General features: G+C 70.4%; 18 protein-coding genes and 2 pseudogenes. 9 read left to right on the top strand and 11 right to left on the bottom strand.

Annotation, left to right across the window (positions count from 1 at the left end; genetic code table 11):
• The first annotated feature begins 23 nt into the window (after positions 1 to 23).
• Together AB2U05_RS34320 and AB2U05_RS34315 are read left to right on the top strand one after the other, a co-directional pair.
• The gene (locus AB2U05_RS34320; protein ID WP_369185392.1) at positions 24 to 605 is read left to right on the top strand and encodes a TetR/AcrR family transcriptional regulator; all 582 of its coding nucleotides are present in this window, start codon (positions 24 to 26) and stop codon (positions 603 to 605) included.
• A gap of 129 nt (positions 606 to 734) precedes the next feature.
• A pseudogene (locus AB2U05_RS34315) lies at positions 735 to 985 on the top strand (IS5/IS1182 family transposase); the annotation flags it as partial.
• A gap of 19 nt (positions 986 to 1,004) precedes the next feature.
• Here AB2U05_RS34315 and AB2U05_RS34310 read toward each other — a convergent pair.
• Positions 1,005 to 1,715 (bottom strand): response regulator, encoded by a 711-nt coding sequence (locus AB2U05_RS34310; protein WP_369186044.1) that lies wholly within the window; start codon positions 1,713 to 1,715, stop codon positions 1,005 to 1,007.
• 26 nt (positions 1,716 to 1,741) lie between these two features.
• Positions 1,742 to 2,947, bottom strand: a complete 1,206-nt coding sequence (locus AB2U05_RS34305; RefSeq protein WP_369185391.1) for a sensor histidine kinase — start codon at positions 2,945 to 2,947, stop codon at positions 1,742 to 1,744.
• 259 nt (positions 2,948 to 3,206) lie between these two features.
• On the opposite strand from AB2U05_RS34305, the gene AB2U05_RS34300 reads away from it, so the two are divergent.
• Positions 3,207 to 5,417, top strand: coding sequence for an MMPL family transporter (locus AB2U05_RS34300; RefSeq protein WP_369185390.1), 2,211 nt, complete (start codon positions 3,207 to 3,209; stop codon positions 5,415 to 5,417).
• 251 nt (positions 5,418 to 5,668) lie between these two features.
• Here AB2U05_RS34300 and AB2U05_RS34295 read toward each other — a convergent pair whose 3' ends face one another.
• Positions 5,669 to 5,926: a transposase gene (locus tag AB2U05_RS34295; RefSeq protein WP_369186043.1), complete on the bottom strand. Its 258-nt coding sequence runs from the start codon at positions 5,924 to 5,926 to the stop codon at positions 5,669 to 5,671.
• Positions 5,927 to 6,207: 281 nt separating this feature from the next.
• Between AB2U05_RS34295 and AB2U05_RS34290 the strand changes: the two genes are divergently transcribed.
• Positions 6,208 to 6,885 (top strand): CPCC family cysteine-rich protein, encoded by a 678-nt coding sequence (locus AB2U05_RS34290; RefSeq protein WP_244178726.1) that lies wholly within the window; start codon positions 6,208 to 6,210, stop codon positions 6,883 to 6,885.
• A 30-nt stretch (positions 6,886 to 6,915) separates the two neighbouring features.
• Here the strand turns inward: AB2U05_RS34290 and AB2U05_RS34285 are convergent, their stop codons facing one another.
• Positions 6,916 to 7,086: a hypothetical protein gene (locus tag AB2U05_RS34285; protein WP_157882054.1), complete on the bottom strand. Its 171-nt coding sequence runs from the start codon at positions 7,084 to 7,086 to the stop codon at positions 6,916 to 6,918.
• 334 nt (positions 7,087 to 7,420) lie between these two features.
• Between AB2U05_RS34285 and AB2U05_RS34280 the strand changes: the two genes are divergently transcribed.
• A complete protein-coding gene (locus AB2U05_RS34280) occupies positions 7,421 to 7,696 on the top strand; it encodes a hypothetical protein (RefSeq protein WP_369185389.1) in 276 nt (91 codons plus the stop codon).
• Here AB2U05_RS34280 and AB2U05_RS34275 read toward each other — a convergent pair.
• From AB2U05_RS34275 to AB2U05_RS34260, 4 genes are all read right to left on the bottom strand, one after another.
• Positions 7,653 to 8,201, bottom strand: a complete 549-nt coding sequence (locus tag AB2U05_RS34275; RefSeq protein ID WP_157882053.1) for a transposase — start codon at positions 8,199 to 8,201, stop codon at positions 7,653 to 7,655. The two genes, AB2U05_RS34280 and AB2U05_RS34275, sit on opposite strands and share 44 nt — an antisense overlap.
• 111 nt (positions 8,202 to 8,312) lie before the next feature.
• Positions 8,313 to 9,053 (bottom strand): hypothetical protein, encoded by a 741-nt coding sequence (locus AB2U05_RS34270; RefSeq protein ID WP_369185388.1) that lies wholly within the window; start codon positions 9,051 to 9,053, stop codon positions 8,313 to 8,315.
• Between the two features lie 83 nt (positions 9,054 to 9,136).
• On the bottom strand, positions 9,137 to 11,473 hold the full coding sequence (locus AB2U05_RS34265; protein WP_369185387.1) for a tyrosine-type recombinase/integrase: 2,337 nt from the start codon (positions 11,471 to 11,473) through the stop codon (positions 9,137 to 9,139).
• The gene (locus AB2U05_RS34260; RefSeq protein ID WP_369185386.1) at positions 11,470 to 12,537 is read right to left on the bottom strand and encodes a tyrosine-type recombinase/integrase; all 1,068 of its coding nucleotides are present in this window, start codon (positions 12,535 to 12,537) and stop codon (positions 11,470 to 11,472) included. Before AB2U05_RS34260 ends, AB2U05_RS34265 begins: the two co-directional genes overlap by 4 nt.
• A 595-nt stretch (positions 12,538 to 13,132) precedes the next feature.
• Between AB2U05_RS34260 and AB2U05_RS34255 the strand changes: the two genes are divergently transcribed.
• From AB2U05_RS34255 to AB2U05_RS34245, 3 genes and pseudogenes are all read left to right on the top strand, one after another.
• Positions 13,133 to 13,621 carry a DUF4279 domain-containing protein gene (locus AB2U05_RS34255; protein WP_045695052.1) on the top strand — a complete coding sequence of 163 codons (489 nt, stop codon included), beginning with the start codon at positions 13,133 to 13,135 and terminating at the stop codon, positions 13,619 to 13,621.
• A 329-nt stretch (positions 13,622 to 13,950) separates the two neighbouring features.
• Positions 13,951 to 14,298 carry a VOC family protein gene (locus AB2U05_RS34250; protein WP_045695196.1) on the top strand — a complete coding sequence of 116 codons (348 nt, stop codon included), beginning with the start codon at positions 13,951 to 13,953 and terminating at the stop codon, positions 14,296 to 14,298.
• A 166-nt stretch (positions 14,299 to 14,464) separates the two neighbouring features.
• Positions 14,465 to 15,441: pseudogene (locus AB2U05_RS34245) on the top strand (transposase family protein).
• Positions 15,442 to 15,500: 59 nt separating this feature from the next.
• Here the strand turns inward: AB2U05_RS34245 and AB2U05_RS34240 are convergent.
• The 3 genes from AB2U05_RS34240 to AB2U05_RS34230 all read right to left on the bottom strand — a co-directional run bounded on the left by AB2U05_RS34240 (position 15,501) and on the right by AB2U05_RS34230 (position 18,502).
• A complete protein-coding gene (locus tag AB2U05_RS34240; protein WP_369185385.1) occupies positions 15,501 to 16,046 on the bottom strand; it encodes a hypothetical protein in 546 nt (181 codons plus the stop codon).
• Between the two features lie 629 nt (positions 16,047 to 16,675).
• Complete coding sequence (locus AB2U05_RS34235) at positions 16,676 to 16,825, bottom strand: hypothetical protein (protein ID WP_157882052.1); 150 nt, start codon at positions 16,823 to 16,825, stop codon at positions 16,676 to 16,678.
• A gap of 432 nt (positions 16,826 to 17,257) precedes the next feature.
• The gene (locus tag AB2U05_RS34230) at positions 17,258 to 18,502 is read right to left on the bottom strand and encodes an MFS transporter (protein WP_052707299.1); all 1,245 of its coding nucleotides are present in this window, start codon (positions 18,500 to 18,502) and stop codon (positions 17,258 to 17,260) included.
• A 71-nt stretch (positions 18,503 to 18,573) separates the two neighbouring features.
• Here AB2U05_RS34230 and AB2U05_RS34225 point away from each other — a divergent pair, with 71 nt between their 5' ends.
• A complete protein-coding gene (locus tag AB2U05_RS34225; RefSeq protein ID WP_369185384.1) occupies positions 18,574 to 19,557 on the top strand; it encodes a DUF5937 family protein in 984 nt (327 codons plus the stop codon).
• The last annotated feature ends 145 nt before the right edge of the window (positions 19,558 to 19,702 follow it).

The raw sequence follows: 19,702 nt of genomic DNA, 5'->3' as shown, positions 1-19,702 counted from the left end.
AAGTGAAAGGGCAGGCGAGTCCCGTGACCCAGGCCAGGGCGCCGCGCGCCGACGCGGTGCGCAACCGACGGAAGATCCTCACCGCCGCCGGTGAGCAGATCACCCAGCACGGCCCCGAGGTCGGCATGGACGAGATAGCAGCCGCTGCGGGCGTGGCCGTGGGCACCCTGTACCGGCACTTCCCCACCAAGACGGACCTGGTCGCCGCCGTCGTCGCCGAGTGCGTCGCCCGCGTCGCCGACGACGCCGAAGCCGTCCTCGCCCGCGTCACCGCCGGAGCCCGGGCCGCGGACGAGCTAACCGCCTTCCTCGGCCGCGTCATCGAGCAGTCCGTCACCGACCGCGCCGTGAAGGCGGCCGCCCAGACGCTGGGCGCGGAGCCGGGCGACCACGCCGACGAGGACCGCGGCAGCAGCGCCGTCGCCGCACTCATCCGGGCTGGCCAGGCCGACGGCGACATCCACCCCGACGTCACCGTCAGTGACATCTACCTGCTGTTCTCCACCGCTCCCACCGACCAACCGCCCGCGGCCCGGGCCCGTTGGCTCGCCCTGGTCACCCCCGGGCTGACCACCGGAGCCCGGCCGGTAGGCAACCAACGCTGAGCGGACCCCGGTGCCGCATCAGGCGGTGCTGTCGCTTCTCGTGAACATCGAACACGACCGGTTCATGGTGCTGTTCAAGGTCGCGTACAGCCGCTGTCGCAACTCGCGAACAAAGCCAACCGCTGCACTGAGGCCGTCATCCCGGAGAGGCGGGACCAGGCTGCCAATCAAAGAAGAAGGGCAGCAGGGGTGGTCGGCCCGGCTGCCACGACGTCGAGCTCTACAAGGAGCGCAACGCCGTCGAGCGCCTGATCAACAGGCTGAAGGCCTGGCGGGGCATCGACACCCGGTTGGACAGGAAACCCGAGAGCTACCTCGCCGGCCTCCGCCCCCGCGCCTCGATGATCTGGGTCAAGGACCTCGCCAAGACCACACCTTGATCACGACCAACTACGCTCCCTAGGACGAACGGGGGGCGACCAGGCCCGTCTCGTAGGCGGCGATGACGGCTTGGGCGCGGTCGCGGACGTCGAGCTTGCCGAAGAGGCCCGTGATGTGGTTCTTCACCGTCGAGCGGCTGATCTGCATGGCCTCCGCGATCCCCTCGTTGTCGAGACCGGTGGCCATCAGCCGCCACACCTCCACCTCCCGGGGCGTCAGCTCCGCGCGGAGGGCGACTGCCGGCGGCTCCGGGGCCGGGGCGGGCGTCCTGACGTAGGTGGAGATCAGCCGGGTGAGCAGGCGCGGGGCGACGGCCGCCTCGCCGGAGTGGACGGTGCGGATCGCCGTGGCCAGCTCCTCCGGGGAGACGTCCTTGGGCAGGAACCCGTGGGCTCCGGCGCGCAGCGCGGACACCACGTACTCGTCCATGTCGAAGGTGCTGAGCGCCAGCACTCGGCAGTCCGGCAGGGCGCGGGCCAGTTCGGCCGTCGCGCCGACGCCGTCCAGGACGGGCATCCGGATGTCCATCACGACCACGTCGGGGTGCAGCCGCAGGGCGGCGGCGACGGCCCGTTCCCCGTTCTCCGCCTCGCCGACCACCTCGAAGGCCGGGTCGGGGGAGAGGATCAGCGACAGGCCGCGTCGCACGAGCGGCTGGTCGTCCGCGATGAGCACCTTGATCGGGGCGTCGGGGGTCGGGGCGCCGGGGGCCGTGGCGTCGGAGGGCAGGGCACGGGGGGCCGTGCGGTCGGCGCTCACCGGGCCGCCTGCCCGGTCTGGACGGTCTGCCCGGTCTGGACGGCCGCCTCGGCGGACTCGGCGGCGGTGAGGGGCAGTTCGGCCAGCACGGCGAATCCGCCGCCCGCCCGGGGGCCCGCTTCCAGGGTGCCGCCGTGCAGGGCGACGCGCTCGCGCATGCCCACCAGGCCGTACCCGGCCCGGCCGGTGTGCTCGGGTGCGGGCGAGCCCCCGCCGTCGTCGTGGACTTCCACGGTGATCCGGTCCGGGTGGTACGCCAGGTGGACGGTGGCCCGGGCGGAGCCCGCGTGCTTGCGGGCGTTGGTGAGGCCCTCCTGGACGATCCGGAACACCGTCAGTCCGACGGTCGGCGGCAGCGGCCGCCGGTCGCCGTCGACGCTCAGCTCGGTGGGCAGCCCGACCAGGCAGGACTCGTCCACCAGCCGCTGGACGTCCTCGGCCCCGGGCTGCGGCGCGGGCGGCGCGTCCTGCGGCTCGTCGTCGCCGGCCCGCAGGACGGTCAGCAACTGGCGCATCTCACGCAGTGCCAGCCGGCCCGAGGACTCCAGGGTCACCAGCGAGTCCCGGACGACCTCCGGCCTGCCCAGGTTCGCCCGGGCGCCGCCGGCCATCAGCTGCATGGTGGTGATGTGGTGGGCCACGATGTCGTGCAACTCCCGTGCGATGCGCCGCCGTTCCTCGGCCACCGCGCGGTCGGCCAGCAGTCGGCGGTTGGCCGCCAGCTCGCGCTGCCAGCGCGCGACGGCCAGGCCCGTTCCGCCGACCAGGGCCGCCGAGGCGACCGTGGCGAGCGCCGCCGACCACGACGGCAGGTGGAAGTGGCTCTGGCTCAGCGACGCGACCACCGTCGTCGCGGCCGAGGCCGCCACCGTGTCCCGCACCGTCCGCCAGCGGCCGACCGAGTACAGGGCGACGGTGAGCACCGCGCCGAAGTGCGTGCTCGTGGGGACGAACTGGTCGATCGCCGCCTGGACCACCAGCACGACTGCGAGCATCTCCAGCGGGCGGCGCTGCCGGGCCAGCAGCGGCAGACCGGACAGGGCGACGAGCACGAAGCCCGGCACGGCCACACTGTGGCCCTCGGCCACCTGGCCGATGACCAGGTGCCCGAGCAGGTCGAGCGTCGTGGCGACCACGACCACCAGGGCCTCGGCCTGGCTCCAGGGCAACGGCCCCCACGCCCGGCGCACACGTGCGTCCATCACTTCCCTTCCGGCCGACCCGCGCTGACCTGCCCATTCTGGCACCGGCCGACAGGCCCCGGGCTCGTCCCCCCGGCCGAGGCCGCACGGGCGGACCCAGGACCACGGTCCCGGTCGCGGCTCCGGCGGAGGAGTACGGCCCCCGGCGCGGATCGTCCCTGGCTCGGACGCCCAACGCCGTTCCGACTGATGGTCTGGAGAAGGCCCGGGAAACCCCGGCGCCGAAGCCGACGTACGCGTCGACGAGCCGGAGGAACACGTGATCCGCGCACTGACGGGATTCGCCACGAGACACGCGTGGAAGGTCATCGCCCTGTGGGGCGTCCTGGCCGTGGGGCTGGGCCTCCTGGGCCCGGTGCTGATGCCCCGGGTCACGCAGTCCCAGACCGGGGACTTCCTGCCGAAGACCTACGACTCGGCCGCCGCGCTGCGCATCGCCGAGGACAACTTCGGAGCGCGCCCGGACGCCGTGACCGTCACCGTGCTGGTGGCCCGCACGGACGGCGCCAAGCTCGGCGCCGCCGACCAGAAGAAGATCGAGGACGGTGCGGCCAAGCTGGCCAAGCGCCGCGTCCAGATGCCCCGGAAGGAGGACGAGCCCGACTTCCTCGTCAAGGACCACTCCCAGACGCCCCGGATCGCGCCCGCGGCCACCGCGCCCGACCGCAGCTTCGCACTGCTCACCGTCGAACTGACCGGCAACCCCTCCGAGGAGGGCGTCCAGGGCGTCTACCGGAACTTCCGCGACGGCGCCCGCACCGAGTTCGCCGAGATGGGGATGCGCACCGGCTTCACCGGCTCCCTGGCCCAGCTCTCCGACACCCTCGAAGCCAACAAGACCGCCATGACGATCGGCGGCGCGCTCATCATGGGCCTGATCGTGCTGCTCAACGTGCTGGTGTTCCGCAGCGTGCTCGCGGCCGTGCTGCCGCTGCTCGCGGTCACCTTCATCGGGGCGGCGGCCTCCGGGGTGGTCGCCGGCGCGGCCGAGCTCACCGGCCTCAAGCTCGACGCCAACACCCCGAGCCTGATCAGCGTCGTCCTGCTCGGCATCGGCGTCGACTACCTGCTGTTCCTGCTCTTCCGCTTCCGCGAGCACCTGCGTGCCCGGCCCGACCAGGCAGCCCGGGAGGCCGCCGCCGAGGTGTCCGGCCGGGTCGGCACCGCGATCACCTCGGCCGCGCTGACCATCGTCGCCGCCTTCGCCACCCTGGGCGTGGCCAGCTTCGGCCAGTTCCGCGCACTCGGCCCGGCGATCGCCCTCGCCGTCCTCGTCATGCTGCTGGGCAGCCTCACCCTGATGCCCGCCCTGCTCGCCGCCTGCGGCCGCAAGATGTTCTGGCCCTCCCGCACCCTGCGCAGCCGGCCCCGCGAGGGCTTCGCCGCGCAGTACGGGCGGCTGGTCGCCCGCCGTCCGCTGGCGGTGCTGGCCGCCTCGGTCGCGCTGCTCGGCACCTTGGCCGCCGGAATGATCGGCCTCCGGATGGACTACAGCCCCGGCGAGGACTCCTCGACCCCGGCCGCCGCCACCGCCGCCGAGATCGCCCGCGCCCTGCCGGCCGGCGTCTCCGACCCGACGACCGTCTACCTCGTCGCCAAGGACGGCTCCGCCCTCGACGCCGGACGGTTCGACGGCCTCGCCAAGGCCCTGAGCGGCGTCGAGGGCGTCGGGCAGGTCGCACCGGCCGTCCTCAGCGGCGACCACCGGGCCGCGCGGATCGACGTCTCCCTGAACGTCGACTCGCAGAGCGACCGCGCCCGCGCCCTGGCCTCGGGACCGGTCCGCGCCGCCGTCGCCGCCCACGCCCCCGTGGGGACGGTCGGCCACGTCGGCGGCACGGCGGCGATCTTCGCGGACGTCGCCGACGCGGTGGACCACGACCTCGCCGCGGTCTTCCCGGTCGCGGCCGGGCTGATCGCGCTGATCCTGCTGCTGCTCCTGCGCAGCCTGCTCGCCCCCGTCGTGCTGATGCTCGCCGTCGGCCTCGGCTTCGCCGCCACCCTCGGCGCCGCCACCCTGCTCTTCCAGCACGGGCTGGACCGACCGGGCGTCAACTTCACGCTGCCGCTGGTGCTGTTCCTGTTCGTCGTCGCGCTGGGCACCGACTACAACATCCTCATCACCGACCGCCTCCGCGAGGAGATGGCCCACCCCGGCCCCGCCCGCGCGGCCGTGGCCCGCGCCGTCCGCCACACCGCCCCCGCCGTCGCCGCGGCGGGCGTGATCCTCGCGGGCTCCTTCGCGACGCTGGTCGCTACCCCGGGCAGCGAGCAGATGGCCTTCTCCCTGACGGTCGGCATCCTCCTCTCCGCCCTCGTCCTCTCCCTCGCCGTCGTCCCCGCCGTGGCCGCCCTCCTCGGCCGCACCCTCTGGTGGCCCCTGCGCCCCACCCCGCCCCGCACCACCCCCACCGCCGCCCGCCCGGTCCCCCCGCCCACCCCGGCCCCCGACCACCTCGCCACCCGCTGACCCCTCCCCCACCCTCCACCCCCGCTGCGCGGGAAGCCGGCCCCCGGCTTCCCGCGCAGCTCCACTTCCCTGCCGCGGCCCCCACCGCGGTCGCCCCTGGGCCCCGCCGCACCACCTCGCCACCCGCCGTGGGCACCGCTTCGCTGCACAGGAAGTCGGCCGGGTCGACTTCCTGTGTCGGCAACGGGTGAAACGAGGTTCTGGATCACTTTCCGGGCTCTGTCGCTGATTGAGGGGTTCCTTCTTGTTGATCACGGTGACAGGAGGATGCGGCGTCGCAGGAGGTCGAAGTTGGCCCGGCCGTACATCTGTCTCTTCAGCAGTTTGATCCTGGTCACGTTGCCTTCGACAGCGCCCGAGGTGAGGGTGGTGGTCAGGGCGGCGAGGACAGCCGCGCGGTCACGCCGGATCCCGCCGGCCAGCGAGCGGAGTCCTCGTTGTCCATCGAGACGGACATCGGCGAGCCAGACATCGAGGTCCAGGTGCTCGCTGCGGCGCTCGCGAACCATGGTGGCCAGCCGCCGGGCGTACCCGCCGCCGGCCTCCCCAGCCCCATCCTCGCCGACCTGACCGGCATGCACCGTCACACTGCCATCCGCTGGGTCACCTACGTCCGACGCGACTGGGCCGAGTACCTCGCGGCACGCGCCGAGGAACAAGGGCGGGATGGTCACGAGTAGAGCTGATCGCGGCTGGGAGGTACCGTCCGGAGATCGCTTTACGAGTGGCGAGTGATCATTTCCTGGAAACCGAGTCGCATTTGGTCGGGGCGCCAGGCCAGACTGCCTCGGTGGATACCCGTCGGCCGTGCCCCTGCTGTGGTCATCTCGTCTTCGACGTCCAGGACGGGTGGCCCGGTTCTCACGTCATCTGCCCGATCTGCTTCTGGGAGGACGACGCGCTGCAGTTCCGGTGGCCGTTCATGCCGGGCGGCGCCAACCGAGTATCGCTGGTCGAGGCTCAGCAGAATTTCCAGGAATTCGGTGCCTGTGATCAGCGGGGCAGGCTGTTCGTGCGGCCACCGACAGCTGACGAGCCGTCTGATGCCGGCTGGCGCCCGATCGACCTGGCCACGGACTTCTTCGAGGACTGGGAGAGCGAAAGGCACCGGCCTTGGCCCGATGACCGGTCGGCCCTGTGCTGGTGGCTTCCCTCTTTCTGGGGGATCACCAAGGAGCCCGAGTCAGCTGTGGGTCGACGCGTGGTGATCGACGTCGCCCCCGTGCACAGTGAGCGGGCTCTCCACGCCGTCCTCAAGCGAGAGCTCGACTTCCCTGCCTTCTACGGCATGAACTGGGATGCGTTCTGGGATGCGATCACCGGCCTGGTCGAGATGCCCGACGATCTTCGCTTCGTCCACTGGGCCGAGCTGGAGCTTCGTGTACCGTCTGCGGCAGCCGAGCTCCGCCGCCAGTTGGCCAGATACAGCTCGGTTGCCCATAACTTCAATGTCGTCTACGACCAGTAGCGCCGGACTGGTCGATGGCGGACATGCCGCTCAGCCCGTGATCAGCGGGTCGAAGGGCTCATCCTCTGGCGTGAAGATCAGAATGAAGTCCTTGCCCGCCTCAGTCGCGACCTCGCGCAGGCTGGCCAGGACGTTGCCCTCAGTGGGAAGGTCAGAAGCTGTTGTCTTTCCAGGCCTGAGGACTGCGTTTCTGCTGGTCACGTATAGGGTCGGCGGTCCCGTGGGAGTAGTGCCCCGTCGTGTCGTTGCTCCGGTGGAGGTCGGGGATGCCGTCGGTCGTGGGGCTGCTGGAAGAGCGCGAGCGGGCCGCTCGCCGTCGTGTGGACGAACTGCGGGAGGAGGCCGACCGGATCCAGGCCGAGCTGGCCGTGGCCGAGCGGGACTGGAACGAGTGGGTCATCGCCCGATCACGCGTCGGTGAGGTGCTGGCCCCTGCCGACGACGGCGTCGTTGGCCCCGACGCCTCCGAGGACCAGCGGGATCCTGGTGAACATCCGATTCGGTCCGGGCCCGCGGAAGCGGCCAGCCGAAATCGGTGGTGCCGATGTGGCGGGCGGGACTGGCCTGGTCGGCGCTGTCGGTGGACTACCAGCGCATCGTGCAGGCTCTCGTGGACCGGGACCGGCTTGGCCAGGGGGCGCTGACCTGCCAGGAATTGGCCGCGGCCTTCGGTCTGGAGGTGGCGCCGGCCAAGGTGGAGGCACTGCGCTCGAAGGCGAAGCGCCTGGTGGCCCGTGGCTGGCTGGCCGAGGCCGCACCGGGCCGGTTCACGCTCGCGAAGGGTGTGGCCGGGCCAGGCGGCGGGTCATGAGCAGGTTCATCGACCAGTAGATCACCGCCTCGGCGCTGCTGGTGCGGCGCTCGAAGTCGCGCACCAGACGGCGGGTGCGCATCAGGTGAGCGAAGAAGCGCTCGACGATCCACCTCTTCGGCAGCACGACGAACCCCTTCTGGCCGTCACTGCGCTTGACGATCGCCAGCACCAGCGCCAGGGCGGTGAAGCAGTGGTTGATGAGGCCGCCGGTGTAGCCGCCGTCGGCCCAGACCAGTTCCAGCAGGTGGTGCGCGTCGGCCACTTGGGCGAGCAACACCTCGGCGGCGGCGCGGTCGCCGACGTCCGCGGCGGTGACCGTCACCGCCAGCAGCAGGCCGAGCGTGTCGACGACGACGTGGCGCTTGCGCCCGTTGATCAGCTTGCCGCCGTCGAAGCCGCGGCTGTCGGCGCCGACGACGGCGTCCGCCTTGACCGATTGCGAGTCGATCACGCCCGCGCCCGCCTCGGTGTCCCGGCCCGCCCGGGGTGCGGACCCCGGCACGCAGCCGATCGTGGAACTCCTTGACCAGGCCGAGGTCGCGCCAGCGGCGGAAGAACGCGAAGACCCGGTCCCACGGCGTTCTGTGGAATCAGCTTTGTCAAGGGGTGGTCCTCATCCGATGCCCGTTGTCGTCTGCTGCATCACCGCTGCTCGGGCAGCGGCTTCTTCCACTTGGCGCCGGCCAGCGTGGCCTCGGCTCCAGATGAACGCACGCCAACGGCGCGGTTCTTCGCTGCTCCAGTTTCTGAACTCCTGGACTGCGACGTTGTCGGACAGCCGCCACCGGATGGTGCGACCTGAGGCTTCGGGGACGTCGGTGAGGCCGTCGAGTCGCTCAGCGAGTGCTCGGCTGTCGACCTTGGCAGTGGTGCGGTCCCAGGTCGAGACCATGTCGGTGAGGGCGTGGGATTCAATGAGTGCCGGGAGGGACGGGGCGATTTCGAGGAACGTGCCGCCGCCATCGTCCACGCCGACTCGTCCGTCCGTGTGCACCAGGTAGCGCACTGGGGAGGAGACACGTTCTCCGAACCAATCGAAGTACCACCCGTGGACTGGGCCAGCCCAGACGCCCTGGCCCAGGTCGTAGTGCCAGTCGCGGAGCCTGTCGTGGCGTTCGCCTTGGACGGTGTAGCTGCTTCGCACCTGGTAGCGGAGCCCGCCGTACCTCTGCTCGAATCCCTCCCGGCGGACGACGAGCATGGTCGGTGTGGGAGTCAGCTGGCCAAGGCCGTCCCGGAGCCGCAGGAACTCTGTGGAGAGGCGGGGTTCCTGGGGGCTATCGCGTCGGCCGGTTCGTTCGAGCAGACTGATGGCGCGAGCGGAAAGACCAGCTGGGTCATCCAGGATGTGCATCCTGCACTTCTTTTTTCATGACGGGTACGGATTCGTAGGTTCTCACGGTATCGGGTTGAGGCGACTCACAGATGCCTGCATGGTCACGGACTTCCCGGACTGCACTGTCGCGGTCTGGTCGTCACGTCGACGATCGGCAGGAGGGTCGCGGTGGCCGGGGCACCGATCTGACGTGGTGTCGGTCCGGCTGGTGTGGGGACGTCGGTGAGTCGCTCCAGTAGCTGGTCGAGTGCGGCCTGGCCGTCGTCGACGGCAGCGCGTTCGTCGTCGGTCAGGGGGATGGCGGCGAGCATCTTCTGCAAATTCTCCTTCGCCTCCAGGAGTTGGCCCTTGCTGGAGGCCTTCGGGGTGTAGAAGTCGCAGCGTGCGCAGGCCATCCGGTGTTGGCACTGCTCGAAGAACGTGTAGGTGCACCAGCCGTGGCCGAGGTCGTAGTACTGCCAGGGGTCGCCGTTTGCGGCGGCGCCGGACGCAACGGCGTCTCGGTCGACAAGGACTTCGACGGTGCGGACGTTGCGAGCGAAGTAGCCGGCGTCCTTGTAAGCCCGGGCGAGCGTGTTCGGGGTGATCTTCGCGTAGTGGGCGGTGGCTTCGGGAGTCCGGTGCCCGAGCCATTCCTGGAGCTCGAACAGGGTCATGGGCTCTTTGGCGTTGTAGAGCTGGCTGGCGATGGTGGAGCGGGCCCGGTGGCTGGTGATGTTGCCGCGGACGTCGGCGGTGGGCACGCCAGCCTTGCGGCAGAGCATCGGGATGATCGTGCCGTTGATGTAGTGCTTGGAGACGCGGCGGGCGCGGAAGGCGAACAGGAAGTCCACGCGTTCGTTGGTCTTCGGGTCGAGGAAGGCGGGCTGGTCGGGGCGGACCGCCTGCCAAGCCTCGATCGCCTGCCCCAGCAGCGGGTCGACTGGCTTGGTGAACGCGGTGCCGGTCTTGTGGGTGGGGACGTCGAGCAGGCAGACCGCGTCCCGGGCCAGGACTTCGCCGGAGTCGCCGGGGATGGGCATGCCGTCGTGCTGCCAGCGGATGCAGCCGACCCGGAGCCGGGCGACTTCGTCGCTGCGCTGTCCGGCGAACAGCCAGGTCAAAGTGATGGCCCGGATCAGCTCGGTCGGGTAGGTGCGGCCGTCCGCGGTCGGCAGGTCGCCGGACTCGACGTTCAGCCCGGCCCACAACAGCTTGGCCCAGATGTCGTCGGCGATCACGCGCGGGTCGGGACCCATGAGGGCCTGGACGCTTCGGGGCGTCCTCAGCGCGTGGGCAGGGTTGAACCGTTGCGGGACCCACTCCCATTCGTGCAGGTCACGGAAGAATGCGCGGGGCACTTTCAGGTAGCCGGACTTCGCCTGCGGGGTGAGCGGCTTGCCGATGCGGCCTTGCGACTGCATGCCCGCCGTCCACTGGGAGTAGTCGCCGACCGTCATGCGGTCGACCGCGGCGACCCAGGACGCGCAGGTCTGGCGGGTCCAGAGCTCCGGCCCGGTGACCTCGGGGTGTTCGGCGGCCAGCCAGCGTCCGATCTTCGCGAGGACACTGCGGTAACTGCTGCGGACGCCCGGCGTCAGCGTCGAGGTCGCGTGCCAGCGCTCGACCCAGTTTGCCCAGTTGCCCGCTGTGCCCTCGATCGCCGTGGGCCCGGGGCTGTGCCGGGGACGCGGCGGCGGATCGGCGTGGCCGAGAGCGGCAACGGCGCGGTGGATCCCGTGGAGGTCGCTGGCCCACTCGCTCTCCTGCATGGCCGCCGACGCGCGAATCGCGTCCAGGGCTGGAGTGGACAGGTCCTCCAGCCGGGTACTGCGGTTCAGCAGCAGGATCTGGCAGACCGCCGAGGTGAGCCGGCTGGGACGGCGCTGGTAGCCCCAGTCGCCGAGGACCGCGAGGACCTTGCCGACTGCGGCGTCGACCGCGCTCTCGCCGAAGACCCGGTGGGCGAGAGTGGGCCGCTGGAAGCGTCCGACCTGCTCGAACGCGGTGAAGCCGCCGAGGAGGTAGGCGTAGGCGATCACGAACGGGCGGGCGTTCGGGCCGATCTGACCGCCCCACCGGCGCCGGAAGTCGGCCCCCGACCGGTCGATCAGGTCGGCCCAGTCCTGGTCGGACCAGCCCCAGTAGCTGCGGCCGAGTTCACCGCAGCGGACCAGGACAAGGCCGGCCGCGTCGCGGGCGAACCGTCGCTGGTGGCCGGTGCCTGGAGCCCAGCGGAGGCAGTCCCGGGCGTGGGCCAGCGGCTCGACCAGCCGCCTCGGGGCCACCGCCGGCGTCAGTCCCAGGCGTCTGACCTGCTCGATCCCCAGGGCGCCGAGCGCCTTCGACTCGGCGTGGGTCAGCAGGGCTCGCCGGTCGTAGCGGGCGAGGTCGAGCGGCCATATCCAGTCCGCGGCGTCCGCGCTGTCCTCGGACGTCGCTGGAGTCGTCGCCGTCAACGGTTCGCCCCGCCCGGATGGCCGGCGCGGGTGAGCATGTCGATGCGCCAGGAGTGGATCTGGTGCATGCCGCGGTTCAGCTTCTCCGCGAGGTCCCGTCCGGACAGGTGGATGTAGGTCATGGTCGACTCGGTGTGGCGGTGTCCGGCGAAGGTCGCGATGGCGTGCAGTTCCCAGCCCATCCTGGCCAGGTCGGTCAGGCAGAGGTGGCGGGTGGTGTGGGTCGAGAAGCGCGGCAGATCGGCGGCCAAGGCGACGCGGCGGACCACCTTCGACCAGGTCCACAGGCTCAGCGGCTGACCGTGGTTGCGGTGCGACTCCGACAGGAACAGCGGGCCGCGGGCCCGACTGATCGTCGCTCTGTGCGCGAGGTAGCCAGACAGCAGCACGCCCGTCGGCGCGGAGTACGGGACCACGCGCTCGCGGCGGGTCTTCGTCGTCTCCGCCCTGATCCGAAGCGTTCGGTGGGCTGGATCGACGTCGTCGGTCCGCAGGGAGCACAGTTCCTCGCGCCGCAGAGCGGCGTCGTAGGCCAGGGCGAGCATCACCCGGTTCCGTGCCGGCTCCTCGCGCACGACGTCCAGCAGGTCGAGCCACTGCTGTTCGCTGGGGATCCACGGCAGCTTCACCAGGCGCGGCACCAGGCCGCGTTCGTGGCTGCCGAACTTCCGGCCCGGCGTGTAGCAGCCTCGGCCGACCGGGTTCGACTCCCGCAGCCCTTCCTCGATCAGGTAGTCGTAGAACAGGCGGACCGGCACCAGCCGCTGCTGCAAGGTTGCGTTCGCCAGACCCGCCCCGGAGTCCAGCGCGACCACGTTCGCTCCGCGGCGGCTCGGCCGCGTGGACAGGTCCTTCACGAACGCGGCCACGTGCAGTCGGCCCGCCGTGATCGGATCGACGTCGTCCCGCTCGCAGATCAGCAGGTACTCGGCCAGACCCCGCGCGTACGCGTCGATCGTCCGCGGAGCCCGCCCAAGGTCCGTCCACACCCGCAGCCACTCGGCCGCCCGCTCATGCCGGCCCAGGACAGGCCACTTCTCCTCCAACACCACCGCGCTGCCCAACACGCCTCCTCAGTCCATGGGGACGCCGCAGGATACGAGACGCATCCTGCGGCGCGTGATTCCACGTAACTGATAGAAAATCCGCCGGCATCGCCCGCCACTGCGCCGCCGTCTGCGCCTTCGCGCGTCACTCCCCCGTTCCGTCAGGGCGAGGCCCTTCCGGACGCCCTTCGCACCGGCCGGCTGACACGGCTGTGCGTTGATCTGCAGGCCCGGGTCGGCCGTCTTCCTGACACGATGCGGGAACTGTGCCACGGAGCGCAGGAGGGCTGACCGGCTCGGCCTCGCAACAGCGGCCGATGAGCGCGGATTCCGATGGGCCCGTGGCGCTTGCCGCCTGCCGACCCGGGCCGCCGATCGCCGACCCTTTCAGAGGGTGTTCTGCCGGGTCTGCGAGTCTTGGGCGGTCCTCGTAGTCCTTGAAGGCGGGTTGTCCGGTTCCGGTGCTTCACGGTGGGCCGTCTGCGCGGTGTGCTGATGGATGTGGGTGAGCGTCCTGTGTACCCGAGCGACCTGTCGTATGGAGTCCGCCTATCGCCCAGTGCCCCGTACTTTTTGCCGAGCCGCCGGCCGGTGCGACGCCTATCCTTCCCGCGTGTTCATCAGTCAGTACGCCTATTTCGGGCTGTCCAGCCTCAACATGTCCGCCGCGGAGATGACAGCCGTGCTGGGAATCGAACCGGACGAGATCGCGGTTCGAGGCAGCCGCTTCACCGAACCCAAAGTGGTTCCGGTCCTCCACCGATGGAAGATCGTATGCCGCGAGCCGGGCTTGAGCGTCGACGAACAGGTGGCCCGCGTCGTGGCGCGGCTCGAACCGTACGTCGATGCAATCGCTGCCCTGACCCGGAAGCTCGACGCCGAAGACTGTCAAGGCGGCTCCAGCGCTGTTCTGGAAGTTGTGCGCATGTTCAACGATGAGGACGGACAGGACCGCCTCGCCAGCGCACCCCCAGAGCTCATCGAGGGTCCAGGCCTGCTGGGGTGGCACCTGGGACGCGACGTGCTGGCGTTTCTCCACGCCACCGGTGCGGCTCTAGACGTCGACGAGTACGACTACACGCCTGACCCGACAGACGAATGATCTGCAGCTGAACTGGCGACCGCGTTTCTCATCCGACTCCCGCACAACGCCCTCTCGGACGCCGTTATCAATCCGGGGGTGATCGACGGCCGGTCGTGCAGCTCGGTGAGCAGGCCCTGGGCCACGGAGCGGTGGAAGAAGCGGTGGACGGCCCGCGGGTGGCGGGAGTCGGCCGGCGGGCATCGCCCGCCACTTGATGCCGCCGTCGACGAGGTGGAGCACGGCGTCGGCCATGGTGCGGTGGCAGTAACGACTTGGGGACCGGTAGCGGCGGGGTCTTCGTCCGCAGCGTGACGGCGGCCTGCGGTCGCAGAACTATGGTGTCCGTCATGAACAGCTTCACGATGGTCGAGTTTCCGACGTCCTCGGCCGTGCAGTCGGCTCAGTTCCTCCAAGCGGTCTTCGGATGGGCCGCGACACCGTATGGTCCCGAGTACCTGGACGTGGACTGCGGCAGCGGCGTCAGCCTCGGCTTTCAGCAGGACCGTTCCGAGGCCCCGGCCGCGCCGTTGGCTGTGATCCAGGTCGGCGACCTCGATACGACACGGCAGGCCGTGATCGAGGCGGGCGGCACGGTCACGGTCGAGGCGTTCGATTTTCCTGGTGGGCGGCGCTTTCACTTCCGTGAGCCCGGCGGGAACGAACTGGCCGCCTGGGTTCCGGCGAGCGAGGGGTGATGCCCCGTTATGCCCGGGCCAGGCCTGTAGTCGGCGTCAGTGAGCAGATGCCGTTCTGGCAGCGGTCCTGCCTGCAGCGTTGGCATTGGCGTAGAGGAAGCAACGTCGTCGGGGTTGGCAGCGGCTGGCGCGTGACGTGATAGCGGCCGCGCGGGTTGGGCGAGTCGTGACGCTTGCCTGGGCCCGTGCGGCCTGCTCCCATCCTGCCCTGTCCGGGGTCTCGCGCGCACACTTCGGCGAGTTGCTCGAAGAAATCGCTCCGCGGTGGGAGGCTTCGCGAGAGTCGGCGCTGCGTGAGCGGCGCGGTGGTGACAGGCGGCGGGCGGCAGGTGCCGGCCCGAGGCGGCGGCTAGTGTTCGTGGACCGGCTGTTGGTCACCTTGGTGTACTTGCGCCTCGGGCTGCCGCACGCGGCACTCGCCGAGTTGTACGGAGTGGACCGATCCACGGTCTCCGGCGCGATCCGCGAGGTCCGCCCGCTGCTGGCGTTCCGCGGCTTCGCCGTCCCTGACCGCCCGGGGCTGCGGATCCGCACTCTGGAGGACCTGTTCGCCTACGCTGACGCCGAAGGCGTCGAGTTGCGGATCGACGGCACCGAGGTCCAGGTTCGCCGCCCGCGGGCGGGCCGTCCTGGCCGCAGGGCCTTCGTCTCGGGCAAGAAGCAGCAGAACACGATCAAGACGACGACGTTCAGCGACGACCAGGGCCGAACGCTGTTCAGCGGGGTGATCCGGCCCGGCCGCATGCACGATCAGACCGCCGTACGCTCCGAGGGCGTCGCCGAGCAGTTCCGACAGCACCCTGGCGTGAGGGCGAAGGTCGACGAGGGCTACCGGAGCCTGGCCAACGAATTCCCCGACCAGGTCAGCGCCCCGCCGAAGAAGCCGAAGACGACGCCCCGCTGGGCGAGCACCACGCCTGGCGCGAACGGAGGCGCCGCCAGTCCTCGGCACGGATCTGCGTGGAACACACCAACGCCGAGTACAAGCAGTGGCGGCCGCTCCAGAGGTTCACCGGACGCCGCGAGACCTACGCCGAGACCCACCTCGCCATCACCGGACTGGTCTCCGACCGCTCCGCCCAGCGCGCGACCCGCCGCAAACCCAGCACCGAACTGGTGCTCGCCCTGCAGACCGCCTGCTGATCACCCTCCAGCCGACCCGCCAGGTGAGCACGCCCCGAACTCAATCGCTCCCAAGGTCGTTATCGGAGCTCAGGCAGCGGTCCGGAGTTCTTTGGGTAGCAGCCCTCTTGAAGCCGGAAGAGGTACTTCCGGAGGTCCGCGCGGAGCCCTTCAGTGATGTAGGCGGCAAAGTCCCTCAGCCCCTCCGCGGCTTCCCGCTCGTCAGACCTGTCGCTGGACGACCATGTGGGCAGGAGGGACTCCAGGTACTCGGTGACGCGCCCACGGTCGCGCCACCAGTCCCGAACGGCCTCGGGTGTCCATCGGCTGTCGCCGTCGCAGGCATAGCCGCGGTACGGATCTTCCTGGGCTGCTGTCACCAGGTTCAGGACCTCGGCCGTGGTCGCCGGCTGGCGATACACATATTCACCGAAGTACTCGCCGCCGTAGAGCACATGACGTGGTGCGTGCAGCCGGCCCGTCCAACAGTTATCGGCGATCCCGGTATAGAAGGGGCCAGGAACGTTCAACCAGAGCCGGTCCTCCCAACGCCCACCGAAGGACGTCTCGGGCTCGCCTTCTGGAAGCGCCGCTATCGGTTCCCAACACAGCTCTTCGTAACTCATCCGCGAAGCTTAGGACCCGATGGGCAGGATCTCTCGGCATCGGCGCTGCTTCGTCCGGTGTTGCGGCGGATGTCGGGCATGCCGAGGTGGACCGTGGACGGCTGAGTCGCACGCTCACGCATGGCATCCAGCTTCTGAGCGGCGGCGGCCATGGTGGTCTCGACGGCGGCGACCTCGCCGAGCCATCCCTGTTCCCTGGTACACGGCTTGACATCGCTGATTCCACAGAATCACTCGCGTTACCTGTCCTTCGGCCGGGCCAGAACTCCGGGGCAGGGACAATCCAGCGATGATGGCGTTCTCGTCGTACCGGAGCCCCAGGGCGAACGCCCGGATGGCCGGCAGGTCGTCGCGCAGAACACCGCTGATCCAGTCGGGCAGTTCGTGGCCGCGCAGGTCGGTCATCATATTGGCGAAACCGCGAACGTGGCTGGTGGCGGCCTCCAGCTGGGAGCAGCGGCATGGATCTCCTTGAGGTCGAGGGCCTCGTCGGGCCGTAGGAGCTCAGGCCGTGTAGTAATCCACTTCAGGATTCGGCGGGGCCGTGGGGCCGAGCGAGGTGCTGGCGGCACGCCGGTAGAGCTCTTGAGCAGGCGGATGCAGCGGCCGACGCCGTCCCGGCTGCCCTCTTAGCCGAGGGCCTGCACTTCCCGGTGAAGCTGGCAGCCCTCGTTCCACCGCTGGTGAAGGCAGGACTTGAAGTCGTCCAACAGGGTGGACCGGTTGACCACCTTGACCAGGACTTCGTCGACGCTCCCGGCTCGGGCGTACCGTCGCACGGAGTAATAGTCGAGCCGCAGGTCTCGGCTGATGCCCTTCAGCGCCCTCGGGCCAGTAGTTGGTGCACGCCGGCGTATCGTTCCCGCATCGTGGTCACGATCCGGCCGCTCGCGCCCGCGGACGTCGCGCTCGGTGTCCGGCAAGGGAGTTGGCGAATCTTCGTGGCGGTCCGCGAGTTGGCGGGCCTTGGTGTCGTGGGCCCGGCGGACGCGCCGGATGAGGAAGATGCAACTCAAGATCACGGGAGTCGCACGCCGAACATGATCACAGAAGCTGCCACTACTGCGAGCCCGATCACACCGATTGCGACAGACCCGGCGAACGTGCAGAGCGTGCCGTACGTCACAGCGCCGGAGCCACCAGTTGTCCGGGTGAAGGCATGAGACACAGAGCCTGTTCTCGTACGTACCTCACAGCTGTCCGAGGGCTCGTCAGACATGTCGGGTGCTTGAGGTGGCAGGGCGCTGGCCGAGCCGTAGGAGGCCGGGCACCGCGGCCAGACTGAGGACGAGCAGGAAGAGCCAGGGCCAGGCGGCGCCGCGGTCGAGCAGCAGGGTGAGCAGGCCGGGGGCGACGGCCTGGCCGACGTTCCACGAGAGTTGGTAGACGGCCAGGTAGCGGCCGCGCTGAGCCGGGTCGGCGAGCGAGACGCTGAGATCCTCTCGGCTGGGGGTCGCGACGGTCTCGGCGAGGTTGTACACGAGCATCGCGGTGTACAGGCCTGGCAGGACGGCCCAGCCGGGGGCGGCTGCGAGCAGCGCGAAGAGGCCGAAGGCGAACGCGTTCAGCAGTGCCCCGGCGGCGACCACCCGGGCGGGAGGCCGGCCCTCCAGGCGACGGGCGACGACGCTCTGGGTGAGTACGACCTGCACGCCGTTGAGGACGAGGAGAGCGCCGGCCACCGAGGCGTTGCGGTGCAGGCCGACGGTGACGTAGACGGCCAGCAGCATGCTGAGGATCATCGACGCGAAGACGAAGCTCAGGTTGACCGCCACCAGCAGCAGGTATCGCCGGTCCCGCAGCACCTCCCGGTAGCCGCCCGGCTCGGCCGTCCTGGCCTCCCGAGCGGGTGCAGCGGCGGGCCGCCACGTGGCCAGCAGGATGGACGCGAGCAGGTAGCTGGCCGCATTGAGCACCACCAGCAGACGTAGCACTCCGGTACCGCCACCGGTCATCAGGACGGCTCCCAGCGCCCCGCCGAGGCCCATGCCGGTGTTGCGCAGTGTCTGCACCAACGCGAACCACCGTGTGCGCTCGCCCTCGGGGGAGGCGAGGACCACCAGGCCGGTGCTGGCGGTCCAGTAGCCGACGTGGCCGATCTGGGCGAGCAGGCAGACCAGGACGATCTGCCCTGCCTGGTGGGTGAGCAGGAACCCGCAGTAGGCGAGCGCGGACAACGCGTTGGCGCCGACCGCCACGACGCGGGCGCCGTGGCGGTCGATCAACGGGCCGATGGCGAGGGCGGTGGGCAGGGCGAGCAGCCGGGCAGTGGAGACGGCGGCGCCGACCGTGGTGAGAGGGAGGTCGGTGGTGCGGGTGAAGTAGACGAGGACGAAGGCGAGGATCAACCCCGTGCCGAGGCTGTCGACGAGGTGGGCGCCGATCAGACGGGCGCGGCCGGCGGTGTCGGGCAGGCCGAGGCGCTCGCGCAGCGGCAGGGGTGTGGCGGTGGTCATGCACCGAGGCTCTCTGGAATGATCACTGCCGCCCAGATATTCCATCCTGATCGAATCCTCGCGGAGGGCCAGTGCTCACCTGGGAGTTCTCCGCACAAGACCTCGCCCGGACGCGCTTCGCCCGCTCGCCGCTGTGCGAGGTGACGGCGAGCGTCGAGGTCCTCAAGGACCCGAGCCGGCACGCGGTCCATCTGCCGTGGGTGCGGCAGGCCAGCGCGCAGCTGGCGGGGGTGGGCTGGGAACTGCTGTCCCAGCTGGTGCGGCTGCCGACGGTGTACGTGCCGGACTTCCTGACTCCGGTACCGACTGCGTCCAGCCCGACGATCGAACAGGCACTGGCCGACCTGGCCGCCACCGATCCTGCGGCGGTGCGCCGCGACCTCGCCCGGATCGGGGGTGAACTGTCCCCGTTGGTAGCGGAGTTGGCGCGGGATCCGGAGGTCGGTCTGGCCCGGCTGGTGGCGGAGATCCGGGTGTACTGGGATACCGCGATCGCCCCGCACTGGGACCGGATCGAGCGGCTCGCCGAGGGTGAGATCCTGCGCCGGGCCCGGCAGATGGCTGTGGGTGGTCCGGCGGCGCTGTTCGCCGACCTGCACCCGCAGGTGACATGGGAACGGGACACCTTGCGGATCGGCTACCGGATGGTCGACGCACACCGGCGGCTGGACGGAGAGCGGGGCCTGGTCCTGGTACCGACGGTGTTCGCCTGGCCCGGCGTGTTCTCCCAGCAGAACCCGCCGTGGCAGCCGGGCCTGGTGTATCCGCCACGCGGGGTGGCGACGCTGTGGGAGACGGCGGGCAGCGCGGTGCCGGAAGGGCTGACGCGGGTGATCGGCCGTACCCGCGCCTGGCTGCTGGCCGAGCTGGACGCCCCCGCCTCGATCGGCGAACTCGCCGAGCGCACGGGCCTGTCCGCCCCGAACGTCTCCCACCACCTGACCGCCCTCCGTGGCGCCGGGCTGCTCGCGCGCCACCGCACCGGCCGCACGGTCATGTATCTGCGCACCGATGCGGCCGAACTCCTCCTCCGGGCCGTCCCAGCCGACGGTTGATCCGACCACCGGAGCGCGCTGCGGTAACCACCGCAGCGGGAGGAGACATCGCGGTCGTGCACCGTTGAGCAGTACCTGCCTGTGCACGTTCGGGTGTACGCCGACACCGACACCACCGACTTCGGCTTCGCCGCCTCCGAAGGCC

It is taken from the genome of Streptomyces sp. Y1, assembly GCF_041053115.1.
In the GTDB taxonomy this organism is placed as follows: domain Bacteria; phylum Actinomycetota; class Actinomycetes; order Streptomycetales; family Streptomycetaceae; genus Kitasatospora; species Kitasatospora rubellomurina.
This window is presented reverse-complemented; position numbering and strand designations above follow the sequence as displayed.